Source organism: uncultured Shewanella sp., assembly GCF_947491715.1.
Taxonomy (GTDB): domain Bacteria; phylum Pseudomonadota; class Gammaproteobacteria; order Enterobacterales; family Shewanellaceae; genus Shewanella.
Genome location: NZ_CANLKR010000020.1, coordinates 86,159 through 107,442, shown reverse-complemented (window position 1 = coordinate 107,442; position 21,284 = coordinate 86,159). Strand labels below are relative to the sequence as shown.

The following is a 21,284-nucleotide window of genomic DNA, read 5'->3' as shown; positions in this document are numbered from 1 at the left end:
ATCTGTATTATCTGTATTATCTGTATTATCTGTATTATCTGTATTATCTGTATTATCTGTATTATCTGTATTATCTGTATTATCTGCATTCATTCTATGAGTAAAATGCGCATTAACTAACGCTTTAATAAAGCGCTGCCCTAAAATAGGCAAAGTAATTAAACCATCTATTGTTCGTCCAAAATCAAAACGTTCGGAATTTAGATGTTGACACATCACTAATGGTGATAATGGAAAACGTACTCTCAACACCTTCAACTCTTCTTTTGCTTTATTGAAATCAACATAACAATATAAGATTATCGAGGCCGTTGTATTGGCATTTTCATCAATGTCAAGTTCATGAATCCTCGAAACTGAATGAGCTATTTTCAGCCCATACTGTGCCATTTCCTTTAGGATCACTTCCTTAAAATCAACATCATTACTGATCAATATCAATCCTTGATGATGAAGCCCTTTAGGCACTACAAGCTCGCGACTTTCAACACTAACCTCTATGGTAAAATAAAAACGACTACCTTGTTCTGGCTCAGACTCGACACAAATCTTTCCTCCCATCAAACCAACTAACTGCGCGCTAATCGTCAGGCCTAAACCTGTACCACCAAACCGACGTGTAATAGAGCCATCTTCTTGAGTAAAAGGCTGAAATATCTTTTTTTGCTGAGCCTTATCAATCCCTATCCCAGTATCACTAACCGATACAGTTAATAATATTGCTTCACTCGATACATCAACAACCTCAAGATCAATCGATACTGAACCAAAGTCGGTAAACTTTACCGCATTTGACATTAAATTCATTAAAATTTGACGTAATCTATGTTCATCCAACATCAAACTATAAGGTAGGTTATGGGGAATATTCACTTTAAGATCGATGGATTTTGTGACAACCTTAGGAAGAACAATCAATAAGGTGTCATAAATAACCTCCCTAAAATTTGATGAATGCGTCGTAATAGCTAACTTTCCCGACTCAATTTTAGATAAGTCAAGAATGTCATTAATCAAAATCAATAACGTTTGGGAAGACGTTTCAATAACGCTCAAATAATCAAGCTGAGTTGGCGTCAAATGAGTATCAGATAAGACTTCAGACATCCCTATAATGCCATTTAAAGGGGTTCTTATCTCATGGGACATATTAGCCAAAAAAGAGCTTTTAGCTTTATTTGCTTGCTCAGCTTCTTCTCTTGCCTGCACAATTTTAGATTCATTCAAATGCCGTTCTTCAAGCAAGTTATTTAACTTAAAAGTAAACTGACTCAATTCATCATGACCATCATTATGGATCTTTATTGAATAATCATGTGTTTCTTCAATGCGTTGCATTGTTTCTAAAACATTTAATAAGTAAAAAAGAATACGCCTAATGAGTAAAAAACCTAACAGTCCAATAATCAATAAAATAACTAAAATGAGTGCAATATAAAAATATGCGCGATATTCAAAACTTCTAGATTCGATATGAATTTGATTATTAAGCGTTTGCATTACGCTTCTTAAACCATCAGATAACATCATCAATCGAATATTTAATGCTTGAATACCTGAGTCCATCTCATCTTGTGGAATGCTAGACAGTCCAGCTTTAGCCACTCTTTGTTTAAAAGATTGCGCCTCAATAAAAGCCTTAGAACTAAAAATATCCAATAATAGTTTAATTTGTTCAGGATCAGCACTGATTGTGATAAATCTATCAATAAACAACTGTTGTTTGTTCTTGAAACTAATTAACTCATCTTCCATATTCAGATCAGGAAAGACTCTCTCTAAATCAAAACTCCAATCAGCTTCGTAATCCCATAATAATATCCATGTTAGCTGATACATTATTCGAACTTGTTGTTCTAAATTATCCACCCCAGTGTAAATAGGTTCTTTTTCATAAAGTAAAATGAGTTCCGCTAAATAGTCAAATACCCAAAATGACCACTCTTGAACATCTTCTTTGACGACTTGAGGATATTCATCATAGGCCTCAGATAACCCCAATACGATTTCATTGAGGGTTTCTATTGTCTTAACATCATTATTGCTTGAAGGGCTATCGAGTGTGCTCAGACTCAATTTTCTCTGAATTTGGAATAAGACTTTTCTTATTTCGTCGGCATTTGACGTATTACCTTCTAGTTTCGCCACTCTCATTTTATGTCCTAGCTCAATACTATCAGAAATATCTGACAGCATGCTTAATTGAACCGATAACGTTTTTAAATGGGATGTTCGTTCAAGCAAATAATTCACTTCGATAAATGCTAAAATAGCCGAAAAAGTCAGTGGAAAAACAACAAGTAGCAATAACCTCGCCTTTATTGAAATTCGATTCAACCAGTCCATAACATTCCTATGTAATTAAAGTGGATATGAAAAAGGTAAAATGCATACAATCATCAAGAATTAATCCACACTGAACTCTGCTCCCAGAGCCCTTACCTTGAGTGTAGAACAGATTTGGTCAATGAAAATACACCGAGACTATTTAGTTCAATCAAAAACACTATCTTGCGCTACACTTATACATGAGTTACAACGGCAATTTGTCTTAAACTACTCTTAATCGAGCATGTGCAGTATAAATATCATCACTTGTTCGTTCTTCCATTGAATGGAATGCAATGTATGAACTCAACATCACATGAGACTTCACGAAGAACAGAAACGCGACAACAAAGCATTAGAAATTTTAAAATTAAAATGGCTTTTCAACCTATTGTGGATATTTTTAAACACAAAGTTATTGCACATGAAGCATTGGTTAGGGGAGAGTTTGGCGAATCAGCGAAAGAGGTATTATCTAGCGTCAATGCCTGCCACCAGTACCAGTTTGATCAACAATGCCGGTTTAGAGCTATTCAAACAGCAGTCGCATTACACTTAAAAAGTCAGCTTTTTGTCAATTTTTGTCCGAATGTAGTCAAATCACCCACTTTACATATGCAATCTCTAGAGCAATTAACAAACCACTTTAACTTCCCTAAACAACAACTCGTTTTAGAATTAACAGAATCAGAAGAAATTATCGATCTCAATAAAATAATTCAATTACGACAATATTATCAAGACAATGGTCTGAAGGTTGCGATTGATGACTTTGGCTCAGGCTATGCGGGGCTAGGTTGGCTCGTTAAGATCCATCCTGATGTGGTAAAATTAGACATGTCTCTTGTAAAAAGCGTCGATACTGATAAATACAAAAAAGCCATTATTCAAGGCATTATTATCACCTGCAGTCAACTCAACATTATGTTACTCGCTGAAGGAGTAGAAACAATGATGGAGTATTGGACATTAAAAAAATTAGGGATCCGCTACATGCAAGGTTATTTATTTGCCAAACCTAAACTTGGCTCACTCACACACACCCTCGCACCTTTGCCTCCTCAACAAGCTCACAATCGCCATACGGCTTAAAGCAAGGCGCCATACTCGGCAAACTAGACCAAATCAATACAGCGCCACTCTTTTGTCATCATGACAACAGCATTTACCACATCAAATCATCTGGGATCACATAATCAGCATAGGGATCCTCTTCACTGATATTGCTATTGTCATCATTTGCTTCCCACAAATAACCGATCCAATCAGGTACTAATAAATTCACTCTTTCTGCCAACTTATGAGGGACTAAATAACTATGCTCTTCAAAACGAATAATGCCTAACCGTCCCGTCAACAATTCAGTTTGCAACTTTTCATCAATATAAAGAGACAAAATTTTATTATTAAAAGTAAAATTAAACTTTATCTCAGCACTTGCGGGCACAGTCACAGCTAAACGCTTAAACTCTGTGACTAATCCTCTCACTAGCCCTTTTTCTGTTGCATCGTTAAAGCGTTTTTCATTGAGCGCTTTATCTTTTTCAGCCTGAGCAAGCTTTTGTAAAGCAATATCTTTTTTTAATGCCTCACTGCCATCATCCACTTTGGCTTTTTTATCCCTACGCTTTTGTGTTTTCGTATCACGTACTTTTTGTTTGCTCACTAAGCCCGCTTTTAACAGCTGTTCTTGAAATGGATTTGCCATTGATATTTTCTCGTCTATTTTAATGACTGATATATTGTTTCTAATGCCTGCAAAGGATTTTTCGCCTTGGTAATGGGCCTGCCAATCACAAGATAATCCGAACCAGCTGCGATGGCCTCAACGGGTGTCATAACTCTATGCTGATCACCGATATCACTGCCAAGAGGCCTGATTCCTGGCGTCACTAAGTTAAAACCCTGCCCAAATGTGGCTTTCATGACTTGTGCTTCTCTTGCTGAACACACAATACCATCTAGCCCTGCTTGCTGGGTTAATTTTGCCAGCCGATTGACCTGTTCGGCTGCTGAGCAAGTGACACCTAATAGGGCTAATTCAGTATCACTCATCGATGTCAACACTGTCACCGCAATCAATAATGGTGCTTTTTCACCATAAGGTAAAAGAGCTTGTTTCGCCGCTTGCATCATAGCCAAGCCACCACTGGCATGAACATTTGTCATCCATACACCCAACTCTGCTGCTGCTGCAACAGCTTTGGCTACAGTATTAGGAATATCATGAAACTTTAAATCAAGAAACAATTCAAAGCCACGTTGATGTATTTCAGTCACTAATTGTGGACCAAATAAAGTAAACATTTCTTTGCCTACTTTTAATCGACACTTCTTAGGATCAAGTTGATCGATTAGCCCCAATGCCTCAATTTTATTATCATAATCAAGCGCAACCAAAATAGGTGTGTCAATCATATTTTCTTTAAACCTCTTTAAATTATACTCAATTTAACCTTACCAATAACGCCGCTGTTTACAACAACTGCATTTTACACATCGAAGACAAGCTACTCACCATCTAGCCCTCGAATACGCTTAATACTGCCCCAATTTTTACACGACGGACAATGCCAATATAACCGGTGGGAAGGAAAACCACACTCACTACAACGGTACCCTGGGCGATACTTAATTTGTTGCTCAACAAGTTTTTCAAGCATGGATAAACTTTGTTTTGCTTGACCTTCTTCTGCTTGTTTTAAATGCATATTCATTAAATGCTGAAAACTTTTCATTGTCGGGTGGCGATATAAACCTTCAAGCACCAAAGTTTCAGCATCTTCAACCAAGCCCTTTTCTATCATTGTTTGTGCTAATGAAATAGTAATACTTGCACCAGCACCCAGCGACACAGCTTGGCGTAATAATTCAACATATCCATCGGTATCTTGGGTATCGATATAAACTTTTTTAGCAATAGTCAGCCCATCAGCAAATAAATCGGGATCCGCTAATAACAGTTTTTCCAGCGTACTCTTACATAAATTAAACTGACTCGATATTTGATAATATTCTGCCAACATCAACAATGTGCGACCCGATTGAGCATCCTGTTTCAATGCGGCATCTAAATATTGCTTTTGACTATTTTGATCATCAACTTCATCAGCCAACTCACAATAAAAATGAGCACATATGGATTTCAACGCTTGCTGCCGCTTGCGTGTCAATTTTTTAATAATATTAATGGCTTTTTGCCACTCTTTAGTGATTTGATAAATCGCGATGAGTTCAGTTTCAGCCTCATCACTGTGCTCTTCTTGATTCACTAAATTAATGAAAATTTCTTCTGCTCTGTCATAAAACCCTGCAGCAAGGTAATCTTTACCTAATTCCATCATGGCAAGATCGCGCTGCTCAAGAGCTAAATGCGGTCTGGCAATCAAATTTTGATGCACACGAATAGCCCTATCTACTTCACCACGCTTACGAAATAAAGAGCCTAAAGAAAGATGAGTATCTATCGTTTCATCGTCTACATCCAGCATAGTAATAAACAAATCGACCGCTTTATCTGATTCATTTGAAAGCAAAAAATTTAAACCTGTAAAATAATCCCGACTCAATTTTTTACGCTGGCTACTCTGATTTTGTCTTACACTTCTTCGTCCCATGTACCATCCATAGCCCGCGGCTATAGGTAATAACAGAAACAGTATTTCAAGCATATTAAGCGTCTATATCCTGACTATTTTGAATGGTTAATGTATCACACTTTTTACTCAATTTACGTAACGCAAATTTAAGCCTCATGATATGATAAATGGCAAAGACCCAACTCAACATGAATCCCGCTAAAAAAACGACCGCTAACAAGACGGGTAACCTGAACTCTCCCTGCGCAATAAAATAGCTAATGGTGACAACCTGTTCATTTCTGGCGCCAAACACTAACGCTAAGAAAAACAATACAGCAACGACAACTGCAATGATAAAAGACTTCACGCTACACTCCCTATACGCTTCAAGATACTCTAATTATCTAAGAATTTTCACTAACTAGCTAGCGTTACATAAGTTTTAGGCATAAAAAAACCTCCTAAAGGAGGTTTTTGAGGCAATGTAAATTACGCGTTAATAGCATCAACACGTTCGCGCAGTTCTTTGCCTGGCTTAAAGTGCGGAACATACTTTCCATCCAAATCAACAGATGTACCTGTTTTTGGATTACGGCCTACTCTTGGCGCACGATAATGAAGTGAAAAGCTACCAAAGCCACGGATTTCGATCCGGTCTCCAGTTTCCAATGTCAGTGCCATTTGCTCTAACATCTCTTTTATTGCACTTTCCACTTCTTTAGCCGACAGCTGCGACTGCCTAGTGGCGAGTTTTTCGATCAGTTCGGATTTTGTCATCCTATACCCTCTATTATCAAGCCAAACACAGTCACCTAACAGGGGTGATAATGCCACCCCCGAACTTCAGGCGATGATTTATTTACGAGCTGCTTTGAACGCTTCAGCCATCGCACTGCTCATGACAACTTCATCTTGCTTGTTCAAGCTAGCCATTGCTTCTTTCTCTTCAGCTTCATCTTTCGCACGGATAGATAGGCTGATGGTACGGTTCTTACGATCCACACCCATGAACTTAGACTCGACTTTGTCACCAACAGCGTAAACTGTAGATGCATCTTCGATGCGCTCACGAGAGATATCTGAAACACGAAGGTAACCTTCAACTGTCTCAGCTAGTTCAATTGTAACACCTTTTGCGTCAACTGCAGTAACAACACCATTGACAACAACACCTTTCTTCTTATCAGCAAGGTATGCATTAAATGGATCGTCTTCAGTTTGCTTAACGCCTAAGCTGATACGCTCACGCTCTGGGTCAACAGAAAGAACAACAGCATTGATTTCGTCGCCTTTCTTGTATTCAGCAACAGCGTCTTCGCCAGTACCATTCCAAGAAATATCAGAAAGATGAACCAAACCGTCGATGCCACCGTCAAGACCGATAAAGATACCAAAGTCAGTGATTGACTTGATCTTACCTGATACTTTGTCACCTTTGTTGAAACGCTCTGCAAAGTCATCCCATGGGTTAGTCTTACATTGCTTAAGACCAAGAGAAATACGACGACGCTCTTCATCGATGTCTAATACTAGAACTTCAACTTCATCACCTAAATTAACCACTTTAGATGGGTGGATGTTCTTATTAGTCCAATCCATTTCAGAAACGTGAACAAGACCTTCAACGCCTTCTTCGATTTCAACGAAACAACCATAATCAGTTAAGTTCGTTACGCGACCCGTTAGACGAGTGTTTTCTGGGTAACGCTTGCTGATTTCTAACCAAGGATCTTCGCCAAGTTGCTTAAGACCTAGTGAAACACGAGTGCGCTCACGGTCATACTTAAGCACTTTAACGTTGATTTCATCACCAACATTAACGATTTCAGATGGGTGCTTCACACGTTTCCAAGCCATATCAGTGATATGAAGAAGACCATCAACACCACCTAAGTCTACGAATGCACCGTAGTCAGTAAGGTTCTTAACGATACCTTTAACTGATTGACCTTCTTGAAGGTTCTCAAGAAGTGCATCACGCTCAGCACTGCTTTCAGATTCGATAACAGCACGACGAGAAACAACAACGTTGTTACGCTTCTGATCAAGCTTAATTACTTTGAATTCTAATTCTTTGTTTTCTAGATGAGCGGTGTCGCGAACAGGGCGAACATCAACTAGAGAACCTGGTAGGAATGCACGGATACCGTTCAACTCAACAGTGAAGCCGCCTTTAACCTTACCATTGATGATACCGATTACAGTTTCAGCATCTTCATACGCTTTTTCTAGAACAATCCAAGCTTCATGACGCTTAGCTTTTTCACGAGAAAGTTGTGTTTCACCGAAGCCATCTTCAACAGAGTCAAGGGCAACATCAACTTCATCACCAACGGCAATTTCAAGAACGCCTTGTGCGTTTTTGAACTGCTCAGCTGGAATTGGGCTTTCAGACTTAAGACCTGCATCAACCAGTACAGTACCGTTTTCGATGCGTACAACCACACCGCGAACGATAGAACCAGGACGAAACTCTAGAGTTTGTAAGGATTGTTCAAATAGATCAGCAAAAGATTCAGTCATGTTTAAGTTACTTTCTTTAATAAACCACAGCCCATCCTAGACGTGGAGTCAGTACAATAATTCACTGCATCCTTGCGAGTGAATGATGATGTATTGAGCTAACATTAGCTCAATACTGGCAATTTTGTTTCAATATGGGCTAACACTAAATTAACCACACCTTCAATATCGATTCCAGAAGTATCAATGACTAAAGCGTCATCAGCTGGAATAAGAGGCGCAACAGCACGATTCATATCACGCTCATCACGTTCCTCTATCTCAAATAAAAGGCGATCAATATTAACATCGAAGCCCTTGTCCTGCAACTGATTATAGCGCCTTTGCGCCCTTTCAGCAGCGGAAGCCGTTAAAAATATTTTAGCAGGCGCATAGGGAAACACCACAGTGCCCATATCACGCCCATCGGCAATCAAGCCAGGCGCTTCATTAAATGCCCGTTGCCGGCGCAGTAAAGCCTCTCTGACCCGAGGAAATGCAGCAACTTTTGACGCTGCATCAGAACAATCTTGACTTCTTATGGCCGTCGACACATCTTCGCCTTCAAGGACGACTTTAATGCCTTTGTTCTCATTGCCAGGTAAAAATTGCACATCCAGATGCGCAGCCAGTAATGTTATTGCCTCTTCATTATCTAATTCGACATTATGATGAATAGCGGCCAGCGCCAATACTCGATATATGGCACCACTATCGAGTAGTTTCCAGCCTAATTTTTCGGCGAGTAACTGACTAATGGTACCTTTCCCTGCACCGCTAGGGCCGTCAATAGTGACAACAGGAGCCCGTTCTGACATAAAATTCCTCCGCAAAAACCACCTTCCGTGAAGCTACTGAAAATGAGCGCGCGAAGTATAAACTAATTTACCAACAAAAGCGGTAAAAACTTCATTTGTTTTTACCGCCATAGGGAGATATCGCGCCCATATTTTCGTTTAATGGCTCACTTTCAGACCATGAAATGACACTCAGGTTCCCTCAAGATATTGATTCACTTCAATCAAATTTCGCAATCGATGCGAAGCGCTCAAAATAATCAGGGAATGTTTTAGAAGTGCAATCAGGATCATTAATGGTGATCCCACAATCAGCAAAAGCGACCAGTGAAAAGCACATTGCCATTCGGTGATCATTATAAGTATCAATATCGGCAGTATTAATAACCGTTGGAGGGGTAACACTAATATAATCTTGTCCTTCGTCGACAATGGCCCCCACTTTACGTAACTCTATGGCCATTGCCGCTAACCTGTCCGTTTCTTTGATACGCCAATTGTAAATATTTCGAATATGGGTCGTGCCAGTAGCAAAAAGGGCCGTCGTAGCTATCGTCATAGCCGCATCTGGAATATGATTCATATCCAGATCAACGGCTTTTAGCGGTGCCCCTCGAGCAATAATATAATCATCTCCCCATTCAATATCGGCCCCCATTTTTTCGAGTACATCGGCAAATTTCACATCGCCTTGAATACTGGACTTGCCTACGCCAGTCACTTTCACTTCTCCACCTTTAATGGCTGCTGCAGCAAGAAAATAAGACGCTGAGGACGCATCACCTTCGACCAATACTTGACCTGGAGACATATAAGTTTGACCCGACTCGACAATAAAAGATTGGTAGTCATTATTAATCACTTTGACGCCAAATTGCGCCATTAAAGCAAGCGTAATATCAATATAAGGTTTAGACACCAACTCACCTTTAATGCTAATGACCACTTTACTCTTAGCAAGCGGGGCAACCATCAATAACGCAGTTAGGAATTGACTCGACAGCTCCCCCGCTATTTCGACATTCCCTCCATTAAGGCCCGTGGCATTAATGGTTAAGGGTGGAAAGCCATCATTTTTAAGGTAAGTTACCTGAGCGCCTAATTGTCTTAACGCATCAACTAAATCACCAATGGGACGCTCTTCCATACGCGGCTCACCAGTTAAAGTAAACTCACCTTGCCCCAGTGTCAGCGCTGCACATAAAGGGCGCATGGCCGTACCTGCATTGCCTAAAAATAACGTTTGCGCTTGCTTTGCATTTAGCGCACCAGCTAACCCCTCTACTTCACATACTGTATTGTTGTTCGACAACCGATAGTTCACTCCCAACTGCTTTAACGATGCCAACATATAGTTAATATCATCAGAATCGAGTAAGTTCGTTAATGTCGTGGTGCCTTGTGCTAATGTCGCAAGCAGTAAGGCGCGGTTGGAAATACTTTTTGAGCCGGGAATATTCACTTGGCCTTGAATATGGCTAATTGGCTCTAGACGTAGCTGTTTCATTAATCACTTCTTCTTTATGTGCAATCCAGTATACATGGATACGAGTTAACAATAGATGTTCAGGCCTGCAATTAAAACGAGTCACCACGACAAAATGAACTCAACAAGACCGAGACTTAAACTTCGTGACTATAAAATTACTGATCCTGAGTAAGGATTCAACATTTTTTTGTATTTTATTGCACTTTATTAAATCATTTGTGCTTAAGCGCCCTCATTTAAGCCAAAATATGTCAAAAATACCTTTTAAGGACTATTTTTTATCCATATCGAGTTGAGCTTAATATCATACTCAACTCTTTAAACTGACACACTCTATATGGCAGCTTTCCCTTCCACTTCATCTGACGTAAAAAATTCATATAGACTGTCATTTTCCCTATTACTTACGTTATGCTGATCACATATTCATTCAAAGGGCTTTGGCCCACAGAGAAGAAAGGTAGAATAAGCTATGTTCAACACGCTTACCGCTATGCCTGCAGATCCCATTTTAGGGCTACTTACACAATATAGACTCGATCCCAATCCCAATAAAGTTGATTTAGGCGTCGGCGTTTATAAAGATGAAGCTGGGCATACGCCTATTTTAAATTGTGTCAAACACGCTGAACACCATCGCTTTGAAACAGAAGACACAAAAGTCTATATCGGCCCAACAGGCAGCCCACATTTTAACGATTTAATGACAAAACTGGCTTTTAGTCCTAATAACCCCGCTTTTTTAGCGAATCGTATTCGAACTGTTTCTACACCGGGGGGCACAGGTGCTCTTCGCGTCGCTGCCGATTTTATCAAACGCTGTAGAACCAACGCAACCATCTGGGTTAGCTCACCCACATGGGCGAACCATAATGGCTTATTTGAAGCCGCAGGGATTAACGTTAAAGCCTACCCCTATTATGATCATGATAATAAGTCTCTTAAATTTGACGAAATGAAAGCGACGTTAGCACAAGTCAATCCAAACGATGTGGTATTACTCCACGCTTGCTGTCACAACCCCAGTGGTATGGATCTCACTCCCTCACAGTGGGATGAGATTATCTCTTTGACGCAAGATGTCGGATTTACGCCACTTATCGATATGGCTTATCAAGGATTTGGAGAAGGTGTCGATGAAGATGCTTATGGCGTGCGTCAAATGGCCGCTAACGTCGATAACATAATTTTATGCAGCTCCTGTTCTAAAAACTTTGGCTTATACCGTGAACGCATAGGTGCCTGCTCCATTGTGGCAAAAGATCAACCCAGCGCCGATGTGGCCTTCTCTGTGCTCTTATATGTTGTCCGTTGTCTTTATTCTATGCCACCCGCTCACGGCGCTGCAATTGTTGAAACCATATTAGATTCAAAAGAGCTCACTCAAGAGTGGTTAACAGAACTCGCTCAAATGCGCGACCGGATCAATGGTAATCGCAGTATGCTTGTTAAAAAACTAAAAGAAAAAGGCGTCAAACGTGATTTTAGTTTTATTGCTAAACAAAAAGGCATGTTTTCTTTCTTAGGCATTACACCAGAGCAAGTCAAGCGGTTGCAAACTGAATTTAGCATTTACATGGTAGACTCAAGCCGGATCAGCATTGCAGGGATCAGCACTGGAAATGTGGACTATCTTGCCTCATCCATTGCCAAAGTCCTCGAATAACACCCATAGTTAACAATCAACACATAGCGACTCATTAGGAACTGTTGTTTTTCGTGGTTGAATGATGTTCAAAATAAACGTGTTTTAATCGCTGCGTTGAGCGTACAGCCTAGCCTGCTAAGCTAATTCTCTACCACAAAGAATAGAACACGTTTACACAGCTCCTACGGACTGCATTGATAAGGCCTTTTTACTGCACATCACTTATTTATGGTAAATAAGTCTGCTTTTCTCATGATAGACGTTATGATTCTTTATCGGCTACCTCTAGTGGTCTAAGAAAATCGCCACAACAAATGAAACTATCTTCACTGGCGTTCCCATCCACTTCATAGCCTTAATCATGAGGTAACAACATGGATCCATAATCAAATAAACTGATAGACTTAAGCCGTTTCACCTTTTATCAGCCAAGATTCCAGTAAGTCAGCCTCCTTATTACGACGAGTTGAATACATATCACCAAAATGACGTCAATTTTCCAGAGCTGCAAACCAATCCCCCTTAGGCACCTGACGCCAAAAATGGGGCGTACGAATAGATAAGTTACCATATTGAAACGCCACTGAAGCAATCACTGTTTAACAAGGTGTAGGTAAGTAATCAAAAGCCACAAAACTATGGGAATTTTGCCATAATGATTCAAGTCGCTCAACAGCTTGTTTTTTGCATAGTCATTGATTTCAGACACCTCACCGGAGCAAAGAGCCAAAGGAAAATCCATTAAGGCAGCTTGGGCTTGCTGTTTTCTTAGTCCAGCATAAGGGGTGAGCTTTTTGGCCAACTCAGGGGGAAAAGCCTACTCTAATTCACATGGGGAACGTGCCCCAAGATCAAACCCGCAACCTATAGAGACCCCAGAATGAACGTCAGTCAAAAATCAAAACACAAAACACAAAACACAAAGCCTTGATTCTGACGCATCCCCGCACAGTGTCAACTATCAACACTATCGATGACGCCACTCTTATCTTTAAGCTAGAATATAAGACCAACCCCCACCATCCAGCTTGAACTGCTGTTAATTTGTATTACACTTTAATACCTGCTCTCAAAAATGCAGCGCATTTTGTCATTTAGGTAGATTGATCAATGGAAGATACGAAAAGCAGCAAAATGATTGAGATTATTTGCCCCAATAAGTTAAGGCCCACCCCAACGGGGCTAAAGTTTACCCATCTTGAAAACCATGGCAATACGACCATGCTCAATAATAATCAATCTCATCGCTTTATGTGTCCGTTATGTCGTGAACAACATGATTGGAATATCAATGATGTCGTCGACTTTTAGTCAGTCCAGCGTATATGACAAGTCGTAATGACATTTTAAGAACAAGCACAAAATCAATATCATTGACATCACATTCTGGATAATGTTTTCAAGATCATATTGATGATATCTTCGCTTGCTGACCACTTTACAAGCAATCTCGTTGACGATTTTTTATTGCACTGAAATCTTATTGAACTCGTCTCAATCTTATTACATTTTCACTTGCTCCGCTTTCACTTGCGCCAGCCAATGAGATAAGGACTCTGGTGACATCAAGGCCTGTTGACCTAAGACACTATCAGACACCTCTTTAAGTTCTGGTGGCAACAAATCAATAATCAGTTCAAGATCGTTAACGGTTTTGACATGCTCATCGATCACTTTTGCCATGCCTGCATCATGTTTCACCCCTCTTGCACGCACAGCTTTAACTAATCCCGTTAATAAAGTCAGCCAAGTACTCATCGGCCCTTGTACCACCGATGCTGACTCGGCTGAGGAATCAATAAAAGCAAAAGGAATGGTTTCAATCAGTAATTTTTCTTTCATCGACGCGAGAATCCAATCAGTATCAAACGAGAAGTCAAACACGGTTGGCGCCGCCAAAATCGTGATGAGCGCCTTTCGGCTGAATAACTTAAACGCCGCTTGAGTATCACGGATCCCTTTTGAGAAAATCTCACTGCCCACCATTCTTTGCATATGTCTTAAGGTTTTAATACCCACCCCCCAACGTTCCTCTTGTTTCACTAAGATAGATTCAAAATGCTTGCGATTACCGAGTACCACTTGCACATTTCGCTCTATAAAGGGCTCTAAAATTAATCCAAGCTGACCCAGATGCACTGAATTGTCGGCGTCAGTATAAATAATGGCATCCATTTGTTTCTCTAGGGCTTTAAGGCATCCAAAAATAATCGCTCCGCCTTTACTGGAGTCACTTAATGAGGTTAAATTGGCTAACGGCCCTTTAGGCTCAGCCAAACCATCTTTTAAATGCAGTACAGTAACGCGTTGACCTTCATCATGTTGACTCACTATATTTTTAGCAATATCATAACTTTTATGAGGACAACCATCATCAACAGGATAAAGTGACCAATTCACCATGGAGTCCTGACAAGCCCAATTTAATTGGCGGATTTTGACGTTTAATGAGTCTTCACCATTGGGGTTTTGCTCAGTTTTTTGACGTAAACGATGGTGCTCTCCCCACATGGCGTACACCACGCCAACGCTAATGGGTTGACTCACACTTAACATATAACGCCTAGAACAGACGAGTTTCACAGCAAGTTGAAACTCAAGAGGAGTATTAGGTTGTAAAGATAAGTAGCTCAATTGATTGGATGAAATATCATTTAATTCCAGTAAGGCGTCTGCTAGCCAAAATAAATGATCTTGATGACTCGACTCTGTTAAATCAAAATATTGACTAGCATGACTCATCAGTGTCTCTAATCTCAATGCACTGCTCATAATGAATCCCTTCATATTGTTAACAACTCAGCGATGATTAATGGCAGGATTAACGCTCATCAAGACCATCATTCAACGCACACCATCTGTCCTATATTAAAGCTAGTCATGACGATTCAAATTGCAAATGAGGCTCTGACTTCAACAAGCCACTTTAAAACATACCCTATTCATACTGCTATTTTTTATGGTAAAACAGTTCCCTGAGGCCACATGACGAAATGCATTAATAAATAAGAAATATAAAGACTAAACAGGTCGACGAATGGAGTCGACTAAATCCTTTATGTTATCGGGTGTTGCGGGGGTTAATCGACACACAACAAAAGCCACAGCAAAATTAATTAACATGCCCACCGTGCCAATGCCCTCTGGTGAAATACCAAACCACCAGTTTTCGGGCACATTCATGTCGGGCGTAGCAATAAATTTAAAATAAATAATATATGAGGCTGTGAAAACTATTCCACAGAGCATGCCTGTCACCGCGCCTTCCCGGTTCATGGCCTTATAAAAAATACCCATGATGATGGCAGGAAAGAATGATGATGCGGCAAGCCCAAAAGCAAACGCCACCACTGACGCGACATAATCCGGTGGATGAATACCTAAATATCCTGCCACACCAATCGCGACACCAGCTGCCACTCGCGCAAATAATAATTCTTGTTTTTCAGTAATATTGGGCATGAGATTACGTTTACATAAATCGTGGGAAATCGCCGATGAAATCACCAGTAACAGACCCGCCGATGTGGACAACGCTGCTGCAATACCACCCGCCGCCACCAGTGCAATCACCCAATTAGGCAGGTTCGCAATCTCAGGATTGGCTAATACCATGATGTCACGGTCGATGATCATCTCATTGCGATCATCACCTGAATAATACATGCGCCCATCGTTATTGTTATCTTGCCACTGAATTAAGCCGGTTTTCTCCCAGTTTTTTATCCAATTTGGCGCATTGCCATACAAGACCCCTTGATTATCCTCATCGTTAATAGTGTTGATCATATTCACTCGCGCAAAAGCCGCAATCGATGGCGCCGTGGTATACAGTAAAGCAATAAAAAACAATGCCCAGCCTGCTGATTTTCTGGCATCCTTAACTTGAGGAACAGTAAAAAAACGCACGATAACATGAGGCAATCCTGCCGTTCCCACCATCAGTGCGAAGGTAATAAAGAGCACATCTAGCTGACTCTTATCACCCTGGGTATAAGCGGAAAAACCCAGTTCATGGGATAGGGCATCGAGTTTATGCAATAAATACATCTCTGAGCCATCATGGATTGTCGCCCCAAAACCAAGCTGAGGAATAATATGACCTGTCATCAGGACAGAAATAAAAACAGCGGGCACTAAATACGCAAAGATTAATACACAATATTGGGCCACTTGGGTGTAAGTTATTCCTTTCATTCCCCCTAATACTGCATAGAAGAACACCACTCCCATGCCAATCATGACACCAGTCACAATATCCACTTCTAAAAAACGTGAGAACACCACCCCCACACCACGCATTTGCCCAGCAACATAAGTAAAAGAAATAAAAATGGTACAGATCACTGCCACCGTTCGGGCCGTTTGAGAATAATAACGATCGCCAATAAAATCAGGTACGGTAAATTTGCCAAATTTACGCAAATAAGGCGCAAGACATAGGGCTAACAGGACATAGCCCCCCGTCCAGCCCATTAAAAATACGCCACCATCGTACCCCATAAATGAAATGAGACCGGCCATGGAAATAAAAGACGCCGCCGACATCCAATCTGCCGCCGTCGCCATGCCATTGGCGATGGGATGCACGCCGCCGCCAGCAATATAAAATTCTGTCGTTGAACCCGCTCGGCTCCATATGGCTATCGCAATATACAAAACAAAGCTCGCACCGATCATCATAAAAGTGAGCGTTTGCACATCCATTATTGCTCGTCTCCATGGTTTGATGAACGGCTATCACTTTCTTGTACACCATAACGCTTATCTAGCTTGTTCATTTGCCGGACATAGATAAAAATCAGCACGACAAACACATAAATACTGCCCTGCTGGGCAAACCAAAACCCCAGTTTAAAACCAAAAAAAGTGACTTGATTGAGAATATCAACCCACAAAATACCACAGCCAAAAGACACAAAAGCCCAAATAGCGAGTAAACTCAAGACTAAACGAATGTTCGCCTGCCAATATTTTTTTGCCTGCAACGCACTAATAGCCATCTGTTTTCTCTGTATTGAAAAATGAAGCGGTACTCAAAATATCAATAAACAGCCAGTGACAACATCACCCATTCAGACTAAAACCGTAGCCGCACCTCAATCACTTTTGTTGTAAGCTAAGAAATCATAACCACACGGATAACTTAAAAAACGATACTAATACCGACATAAAGTGATCCTTATTTCAAATTCAACCGTATTGGAATTTAAACACATCAAAGAGTTGGTCTAAAATGCAGGTAGGCATGCACAAATATACACAGGATAAGGAGTATCATATTCCACTTCATTCTTCCCAGACCGTCGATCTGAGTGATAGCCTTCGTTCAGTCGCAGCTCACAAAGATAAACACGCTTTTACTCAGCTTTTTCAGTTCTTTGCGCCAAAAATAAAACAATTCGGTGTGAGCAAGTTCAACAGTGATGCCATGGCCAATGAACTTATTCAAGAAACCATGACGAATGTTTGGAAAAAAGCCCATTTGTACCAAGAAAATAAAGGGGCTGCCACAACATGGGTATTTACCATCATGCGCAATACCAGCTTTGACATGTTGCGTAAGATGAAAACTCAATCTGAGCACATTTTTTCAAATATTATCTGGCCACTAGAAGACATGTGTGGGGCAACACCACACCATCATAGCGTTAATGATCACTTACAAGATAAACAATTACTTAATTGCGTTGACACCCTGCCCCCAGCTCAGCAAGAGGTGATTAAAGGCATTTATTACCACGACCTCTCACAAGAACAACTGGCGAAGCGATTGAATGTGCCTCTAGGGACAGTAAAGTCTCGCCTCAGGCTTGCACTTTCTAAACTCAAGCAGCAATTGGGAGAACAAGATCATGATTAATTATCATCCCTCAGACGCAATACTCACCCGTTTTGTTGAAGCCGATTTAAGCATTAGCCTGTCAATCATAGTGTCGAGTCACGTTGAAATGTGCACAGCTTGTCAGCAAAAAGTAGCCAAGCTAACTCAAGAAGCCGCCTTGATCCATTTTCATTTAGCTGAGCACGACAACCAGGAGGCTGACACTGTAAATGTTACAATGAGCGCATATGATGACATTGCTCTCATCAATAAGATCACCGACAGTCCACAGGAGGTTAAGTTATCACTTCCTAAGACAATCACTGAGATTGAAATTGAAGGACAACGCCTGCCTTTACCAACGGCTCTAAAGTCTATTGAACTGAATGAATGGCAAGGCATAGGGAAAATATCGCGTTCTCGGCTCAATGTTGATGATGATGAACGCAGAATGAGTTTATTGAGCATAGCTAAAGCAGGCAGTGTACCTCGCCACACCCACAAAGGGTTTGAAATCACCTTATTATTGCAAGGTAGCTTTGAAGATGAGATGGGGACCTATCAAGCTGGAGATTTTATCTGGTTAAATGATGAACATACTCATCAACCAGTTTCAACAAGCGGCTGTGTTTGCCTCACCGTTTCCAGTGATGCACTTAAATTTACTCAAGGTGTATCACAAATATTAAATCCTCTTGGTAAGTTAATCTACTGAAAAGCAGCGGGTAATCATAATGAATAGCATCATCAACAAAATGAAAATAGGCATTAGTGCCTGTGTCATGGGACAAAATGTGCGATTTGACGGCGGGCATAAACGCTCCGTGTTTTGCACTGAACAATTGAGTGAATATGTGCAATTCAACCCCATTTGCCCTGAAGTTGCAGTGGGTCTTCCCACTCCAAGAAAAAGCATTCGGCAAATAGACAAAGGCGCTCAAGTCTTCCTTTCACGCCCCGATGGCAGCCAGGATGTCACTCAAGCCATCACCCAATATGGTAAAGACATTGCCAACATTTGCACGGATCTGGCGGGATTCATTTTCTGTGCCAAGAGTCCGACTTGTGGCATGGAGCGGGTTAAGATCTACCATCATCACGGTAAAGGCTCAAGTGCAACGGGCATTGGACTATTCGCTCGTCAAATCATGGAAGCCAACCCAGCCTTACCCGTTGAAGAAAGTGGCCGCCTTAACGATCCACTATTACGTGAAAACTTCATTACCCGTATTTTCACCTACCAAAAGTGGCTAACACTCAAAGCCAACGGCTTGAACAAACACAAGTTAATCACTTTTCACAGTCAAGTTAAATATTTAGTATTAAGCCATCACCTCGAAAGTTACAGAAAACTGGGGCAACTATTAGGCACCAAGTCCACTTTATCCATTGAGCAATTAGGCGAAAAATACATTCTGTTACTCATGAATGCGTTGCGTCATCTGGCCTCAAAAAAATCGCACACAAATACCCTGCAACATTTACAAGGTTACTTTAAAAAACACTTAAATAAAAACAAACGAGCAGAGCTCTCAAAAGCCATTGCCTCTTACCGCAAAGGCTTGACACCGTTATTAGTCCCATTGACCTTAATTAAGCATTATTTACTTGAATTTCCTAATGAATACTTAAGCCAGCAAGCTTACCTTAATCCACACCCAGAAACCCTTAAATTGAGGTATGGCTATTGAATTCCTTACTTTGGCTGCGTCGTGATCTTCGCGTTCATGACAATCCAGCTCTAGTGCAAGCCATATTATCAGGGGCAACCACCGCCCTGTATATTTCAACGCCTATTCATTGGCAACAACATCATTTGGCGCCGATCCAAGCCGATTTTATTGCGAGGCATTTAAGCATGCTCAAGCAACAGCTTGCTTCTTTTGGGATCACACTCCTTCACTTAACGGCCAACTGTTATAAAAGCCAAAGTGACGTCTTACTCGCCTATTGTCAGCAGCATAATATCACGCAGGTTTTCGCTAATCGTGAACATGAAATCAGCGAAATCAGGCGCGATAATGCCTTACAAGATCTTTCACTTAAGCTTACCTTGTTTGAATCGGATATCCTGGTGGCTCGGGGAAAAATACTGAATAAACAAGAACAAATGTTCAAGGTCTTTACGCCCTTTAAAAAAGCATGGTTAACCTGTGTACAAACAAACGGCATCGAATGTGTCGAAACACCCACCCTACCCATGTGTATCAATCCTGTTGAGATAGAAACACCCACTTCAATACACGAAATATCAGATCACACTTTTCAGTTCGATTATCCCAGCAAAAACTCCAGCGCTTGGCCTCTCAGTCATCAAATGATGACGCAAGTACTTCCTCTATTTTTACAAGAAAAAGTGCAACACTACACAGCAAATCGCGATTTTCCGGCCATTAAAGGCACATCGGGACTTTCCCCCTATTTTGCCATAGGGGCCATTAGCCCTCGTTTAGTCGTCACCCAACTCATTCAAGCCCAGCCTCAAGTACTCTTTGATACTGAACATCCCCATTTTTCTTGGCTTAATGAACTTATTTGGCGTGATTTTTACAAGCACTTACTGTTTCACTTTCCAAAATTGATCCAAGGAGACTGTTTTCAACGCCAGTATCAAAACTTACCTTGGCTCAATTCAGTTAGTCATTTCAATGCTTGGTGCCAAGCCAAAACAGGGTATCCAATTGTCGATGCGGCCATGCGCCAATTGCTTAAAACCGGGTGGATGCACAATCGGCTAAGAATGATTGTCGCCAGCTTTTTAACCAAACATTTATTAATCGATTGGCATTGGGGGGAGCAATTTTTTATGTCTCACTTGATTGATGGTGACTTCAGTGCCAATAACGGCGGATGGCAGTGGGCCGCTAGCACAGGCTGCGATGCGCAGCCCTACTTTAGAATTTTCAATCCCATTCTTCAAAGTCAAAAGTTTGATCCTAATGGGGAGTTTATTCGGCGCTATTTACCCGAGTTAAGTGCGGTGCCCAATAAAGCGATCCATTTTCCCCATGAGTACCTTAAACAACACCCAGATGCCACAGCATACTGGCCACCACTTGTGGATCACAAGCAGGCAAGATTGAGAGCGCTTGATTTTTTCAAAAAGGGATAACAA

General features: G+C 40.9%; 21 protein-coding genes. 7 read left to right on the top strand and 14 right to left on the bottom strand.

Going from position 1 to position 21,284, the window contains the following annotated elements:
* On the bottom strand, positions 1-2,346 hold a 2,346-nt coding region (locus Q0779_RS14510; protein ID WP_298773578.1), incomplete at its 3' end, for an ATP-binding protein.
* 282 nt (positions 2,347-2,628) lie between these two features.
* Here Q0779_RS14510 and Q0779_RS14505 point away from each other — a divergent pair.
* Positions 2,629-3,420 (top strand): EAL domain-containing protein, encoded by a 792-nt coding sequence (locus Q0779_RS14505; RefSeq protein WP_298773577.1) that lies wholly within the window; start codon positions 2,629-2,631, stop codon positions 3,418-3,420.
* Positions 3,421-3,493: 73 nt separating this feature from the next.
* Here Q0779_RS14505 and Q0779_RS14500 read toward each other — a convergent pair whose 3' ends face one another.
* The 8 genes from Q0779_RS14500 to aroA form a co-directional block, all read right to left on the bottom strand.
* Positions 3,494-4,036 carry a DUF2058 domain-containing protein gene (locus Q0779_RS14500; RefSeq protein ID WP_298773575.1) on the bottom strand — a complete coding sequence of 181 codons (543 nt, stop codon included), beginning with the start codon at positions 4,034-4,036 and terminating at the stop codon, positions 3,494-3,496.
* Positions 4,037-4,050: 14 nt separating this feature from the next.
* Positions 4,051-4,746: an orotidine-5'-phosphate decarboxylase gene (gene pyrF, locus Q0779_RS14495; protein ID WP_298773573.1), complete on the bottom strand. Its 696-nt coding sequence runs from the start codon at positions 4,744-4,746 to the stop codon at positions 4,051-4,053.
* A gap of 92 nt (positions 4,747-4,838) precedes the next feature.
* Positions 4,839-5,999: a lipopolysaccharide assembly protein LapB gene (lapB, locus tag Q0779_RS14490; protein WP_298773571.1), complete on the bottom strand. Its 1,161-nt coding sequence runs from the start codon at positions 5,997-5,999 to the stop codon at positions 4,839-4,841.
* A 1-nt stretch (position 6,000) separates the two neighbouring features.
* Entirely contained in the window at positions 6,001-6,276 is a 276-nt protein-coding gene (locus Q0779_RS14485; protein WP_298773569.1) for a LapA family protein, read from the bottom strand.
* Positions 6,277-6,398: 122 nt separating this feature from the next.
* A complete protein-coding gene (ihfB, locus tag Q0779_RS14480) occupies positions 6,399-6,686 on the bottom strand; it encodes an integration host factor subunit beta (RefSeq protein ID WP_298773567.1) in 288 nt (95 codons plus the stop codon).
* Between the two features lie 78 nt (positions 6,687-6,764).
* Positions 6,765-8,432: a 30S ribosomal protein S1 gene (gene rpsA, locus Q0779_RS14475; RefSeq protein ID WP_298773566.1), complete on the bottom strand. Its 1,668-nt coding sequence runs from the start codon at positions 8,430-8,432 to the stop codon at positions 6,765-6,767.
* A gap of 104 nt (positions 8,433-8,536) precedes the next feature.
* A complete protein-coding gene (cmk, locus tag Q0779_RS14470) occupies positions 8,537-9,229 on the bottom strand; it encodes a (d)CMP kinase (RefSeq protein ID WP_298773565.1) in 693 nt (230 codons plus the stop codon).
* 199 nt (positions 9,230-9,428) lie between these two features.
* Positions 9,429-10,715: a 3-phosphoshikimate 1-carboxyvinyltransferase gene (gene aroA / locus Q0779_RS14465; protein WP_298773564.1), complete on the bottom strand. Its 1,287-nt coding sequence runs from the start codon at positions 10,713-10,715 to the stop codon at positions 9,429-9,431.
* 454 nt (positions 10,716-11,169) lie between these two features.
* Between aroA and Q0779_RS14460 the strand changes: the two genes are divergently transcribed.
* Positions 11,170-12,363 (top strand): amino acid aminotransferase, encoded by a 1,194-nt coding sequence (locus Q0779_RS14460; RefSeq protein ID WP_298773563.1) that lies wholly within the window; start codon positions 11,170-11,172, stop codon positions 12,361-12,363.
* A 473-nt stretch (positions 12,364-12,836) separates the two neighbouring features.
* On the opposite strand, the gene Q0779_RS24025 is transcribed toward Q0779_RS14460, so the two are convergent.
* Together Q0779_RS24025 and Q0779_RS24020 are read right to left on the bottom strand one after the other, a co-directional pair.
* Complete coding sequence (locus Q0779_RS24025) at positions 12,837-12,941, bottom strand: pesticin C-terminus-like muramidase (protein ID WP_367180818.1); 105 nt, start codon at positions 12,939-12,941, stop codon at positions 12,837-12,839.
* Positions 12,938-13,147 carry a pesticin C-terminus-like muramidase gene (locus tag Q0779_RS24020; RefSeq protein WP_367180817.1) on the bottom strand — a complete coding sequence of 70 codons (210 nt, stop codon included), beginning with the start codon at positions 13,145-13,147 and terminating at the stop codon, positions 12,938-12,940. The genes Q0779_RS24025 and Q0779_RS24020 overlap by 4 nt, the downstream gene beginning before the upstream one ends.
* Positions 13,148-13,455: 308 nt before the next feature.
* Between Q0779_RS24020 and Q0779_RS14455 the strand changes: the two genes are divergently transcribed.
* On the top strand, positions 13,456-13,656 hold the full coding sequence (locus Q0779_RS14455; RefSeq protein WP_298773562.1) for a hypothetical protein: 201 nt from the start codon (positions 13,456-13,458) through the stop codon (positions 13,654-13,656).
* A 192-nt stretch (positions 13,657-13,848) separates the two neighbouring features.
* Here the strand turns inward: Q0779_RS14455 and Q0779_RS14450 are convergent, their stop codons facing one another.
* The 3 genes from Q0779_RS14450 to Q0779_RS14440 form a co-directional block, all read right to left on the bottom strand.
* A complete protein-coding gene (locus tag Q0779_RS14450) occupies positions 13,849-15,117 on the bottom strand; it encodes a glycosyltransferase (protein WP_298773561.1) in 1,269 nt (422 codons plus the stop codon).
* Positions 15,118-15,366: 249 nt separating this feature from the next.
* Positions 15,367-17,052: a sodium:solute symporter family protein gene (locus Q0779_RS14445; RefSeq protein WP_298773560.1), complete on the bottom strand. Its 1,686-nt coding sequence runs from the start codon at positions 17,050-17,052 to the stop codon at positions 15,367-15,369.
* Positions 17,052-17,348 carry a DUF4212 domain-containing protein gene (locus Q0779_RS14440; protein WP_298773559.1) on the bottom strand — a complete coding sequence of 99 codons (297 nt, stop codon included), beginning with the start codon at positions 17,346-17,348 and terminating at the stop codon, positions 17,052-17,054. The genes Q0779_RS14445 and Q0779_RS14440 overlap by 1 nt, the downstream gene beginning before the upstream one ends.
* A 245-nt stretch (positions 17,349-17,593) precedes the next feature.
* Here Q0779_RS14440 and Q0779_RS14435 point away from each other — a divergent pair, with 245 nt between their 5' ends.
* The 4 genes from Q0779_RS14435 to phrB are packed head-to-tail and all read left to right on the top strand — an operon-like array spanning position 17,594 to position 21,281.
* Complete coding sequence (locus Q0779_RS14435) at positions 17,594-18,208, top strand: sigma-70 family RNA polymerase sigma factor (protein WP_298773558.1); 615 nt, start codon at positions 17,594-17,596, stop codon at positions 18,206-18,208.
* Positions 18,201-18,884, top strand: coding sequence for a ChrR family anti-sigma-E factor (locus Q0779_RS14430; protein ID WP_298773557.1), 684 nt, complete (start codon positions 18,201-18,203; stop codon positions 18,882-18,884). The genes Q0779_RS14435 and Q0779_RS14430 overlap by 8 nt, the downstream gene beginning before the upstream one ends.
* Positions 18,885-18,903: 19 nt before the next feature.
* Positions 18,904-19,860: a DUF523 and DUF1722 domain-containing protein gene (locus Q0779_RS14425; RefSeq protein ID WP_298773555.1), complete on the top strand. Its 957-nt coding sequence runs from the start codon at positions 18,904-18,906 to the stop codon at positions 19,858-19,860.
* Positions 19,857-21,281 (top strand): deoxyribodipyrimidine photo-lyase, encoded by a 1,425-nt coding sequence (gene phrB / locus Q0779_RS14420; RefSeq protein WP_298773553.1) that lies wholly within the window; start codon positions 19,857-19,859, stop codon positions 21,279-21,281. Before Q0779_RS14425 ends, phrB begins: the two co-directional genes overlap by 4 nt.
* Positions 21,282-21,284: the final 3 nt, after the last annotated feature.

Excerpts from the sequence above, each read along its gene's own strand:
- Q0779_RS14455 (WP_298773562.1), top strand. The coding sequence starts at position 13,456 with ATGGAAGATACGAAAAGCAGCAAAATGATTGAGATTATTTGCCCCAAT.
- Q0779_RS14430 (WP_298773557.1), top strand. The coding sequence starts at position 18,201 with ATGATTAATTATCATCCCTCAGACGCAATACTCACCCGTTTTGTTGAA.
- ihfB (WP_298773567.1), bottom strand. The coding sequence starts at position 6,686 with ATGACAAAATCCGAACTGATCGAAAAACTCGCCACTAGGCAGTCGCAG.
- cmk (WP_298773565.1), bottom strand. The coding sequence starts at position 9,229 with ATGTCAGAACGGGCTCCTGTTGTCACTATTGACGGCCCTAGCGGTGCA.
- Q0779_RS14505 (WP_298773577.1), top strand. The coding sequence starts at position 2,629 with ATGAACTCAACATCACATGAGACTTCACGAAGAACAGAAACGCGACAA.
- aroA (WP_298773564.1), bottom strand. The coding sequence starts at position 10,715 with ATGAAACAGCTACGTCTAGAGCCAATTAGCCATATTCAAGGCCAAGTG.
- Q0779_RS14440 (WP_298773559.1), bottom strand. The coding sequence starts at position 17,348 with ATGGCTATTAGTGCGTTGCAGGCAAAAAAATATTGGCAGGCGAACATT.
- pyrF (WP_298773573.1), bottom strand. The coding sequence starts at position 4,746 with ATGATTGACACACCTATTTTGGTTGCGCTTGATTATGATAATAAAATT.
- Q0779_RS14425 (WP_298773555.1), top strand. The coding sequence starts at position 18,904 with ATGAATAGCATCATCAACAAAATGAAAATAGGCATTAGTGCCTGTGTC.
- Q0779_RS14445 (WP_298773560.1), bottom strand. The coding sequence starts at position 17,052 with ATGGATGTGCAAACGCTCACTTTTATGATGATCGGTGCGAGCTTTGTT.
- rpsA (WP_298773566.1), bottom strand. The coding sequence starts at position 8,432 with ATGACTGAATCTTTTGCTGATCTATTTGAACAATCCTTACAAACTCTA.
- Q0779_RS14435 (WP_298773558.1), top strand. The coding sequence starts at position 17,594 with ATGCACAAATATACACAGGATAAGGAGTATCATATTCCACTTCATTCT.
- Q0779_RS14500 (WP_298773575.1), bottom strand. The coding sequence starts at position 4,036 with ATGGCAAATCCATTTCAAGAACAGCTGTTAAAAGCGGGCTTAGTGAGC.
- Q0779_RS14450 (WP_298773561.1), bottom strand. The coding sequence starts at position 15,117 with ATGAGCAGTGCATTGAGATTAGAGACACTGATGAGTCATGCTAGTCAA.
- lapB (WP_298773571.1), bottom strand. The coding sequence starts at position 5,999 with ATGCTTGAAATACTGTTTCTGTTATTACCTATAGCCGCGGGCTATGGA.
- Q0779_RS14460 (WP_298773563.1), top strand. The coding sequence starts at position 11,170 with ATGTTCAACACGCTTACCGCTATGCCTGCAGATCCCATTTTAGGGCTA.